This window comes from Streptomyces sp. NPDC051172 (genome assembly GCF_040682555.1).
GTDB lineage: Bacteria > Actinomycetota > Actinomycetes > Streptomycetales > Streptomycetaceae > Streptomyces.
On the sequence record NZ_JBFBBE010000322.1, the window covers coordinates 1 to 1,615 of the forward strand.

Here is a 1,615-nt window from a genome sequence, read left to right on the forward strand (position 1 = left end):
GGTGCGCCGCGCGGATCTCATTGAGCCGGGTGAGGTACGGGGCGAGCGATGCACCCGCGGCCTCCGCGCCCTCCCAGTCCCGGGGCCGGTACTCGTACTTCTCGTTGTCGATGTACTCCTCCGCGCCGGGCCGGGCCACGTGCTCGAACAGCTCGAACCCGGCGTAGACGCCCCACAGCGGGCTGGCCATCGCGGCGACGACGGCGCGGATCCGGAACGCGCCTGGGCCGCCGTGCTGCAGGTACTCCGTGAGGATGTCCGGCGTGTTGACGAAGAGGTTGGGGCGGTAGAACGCCGGCGTCTCATGCGAGATCTCCTGGAGGTACTCCGCGAGCTCCTCGGCGGTGTTCCGCCAGGTGAAGTACCCGTAGGACTGCTGGAACCCGACCTTGCCCAGGGCGTGCATCATCGCGGGACGGGTGAAGGCCTCGGCGAGGAACACGGCGCGCGGTTCCTCGGCGCGGACCTTCGCGATCAGCCACTCCCAGAACCACAGGGGCTTGGTGTGCGGGTTGTCCACGCGGAAGATGTGCACGCCGCGGTCCACCCAGCCCCGCACCACGTCCAGCACCGCCTGGGCGAGGCCGTCCGGGTCGTTGTCGAAGTTCAGCGGGTAGATGTCCTGGTACTTCTTCGGCGGGTTCTCCGCGTACGCGATGGTGCCGTCCACGCGGGTGGTGAACCACTCCGGGTGCGCGGCGACCCACGGGTGGTCCGGGGAGCACTGCAGGGCCAGGTCCAGGGCCACTTCGAGGCCCTCGTCCGCGGCCGCGGCCACGAACGCCTCGAAGTCCTCGACGGTGCCCAGGTCCGGGTGCACGGTGTCGTGTCCGCCCTCGGGCGCGCCGATCGCCCACGGCGAGCCCGGGTCCTGCGGCCCGGCCGTCAGCGTGTTGTTCGGACCCTTGCGGTGCGAGGTGCCGATCGGGTGGATCGGCGGCAGGTAGGCCACCTGGAAGCCCATCCGGGCGACCGCCGGGAGCCGGCGGGCCGCCGTCGCGAAGGTGCCGGAGGACCACGTGCCGGTGGCCTCGTCGAAGCGGGCGCCCTCGGAGCGGGGGAAGAACTCGTACCAGGCGCCGCGCCCGGCGAGCTCACGCTGCACGTCCAGCGGGTAGAGCTCGGAGCTCGTGAGGTGCTCCCGCACGGGGCGGGCGTGGAGGACGGCGGACACCTCCGCCGACTCGGCGGAGGCCAGGCGCTGGGCAGGGGTGAGGGACTCGTCCTCGAGGCCGCGAACGACCTCCTCGAACACGGCGCGGTCCTCGGCCGAGCGCCCCGCGTCCTCGGCCGCCCGGCGGAAAAGGGCGGCCCCCTCGGCGAGCATCAGCTCCACGTCGATGCCGGCGGCGATCTTGACGGTGGCCGCGTGCTTCCACGAGCCCACCGGGTCGTCCCAGCCCTCGACCACGAACTGGTGCAGGCCCGGCTCGGCGGGCCGCAGCGTGGCCACGACCTCATCCAGCCCGGGCCGGCCCGGACGCATCTGCACGCGCTGCACCTCGGCGCCGGCCGGGTCGAGCAGACGGACGGTGGCGCGCACGGAGTCGTGGCCCTCGCGGAACACGGTGGCGCGGACGGTGAACTCATAGCAGAACCCGGCAATCGCCGGGAA

The 1,615-nt window shown here is 72.6% G+C and carries 1 protein-coding gene; it reads right to left on the minus strand.

Annotation, left to right across the window (positions count from 1 at the left end; genetic code table 11):
* Positions 1-1,615 (minus strand): alpha-1,4-glucan--maltose-1-phosphate maltosyltransferase (locus AB0N07_RS50725; RefSeq protein WP_365847751.1); only part of this gene is annotated, 1,615 nt, incomplete at both ends.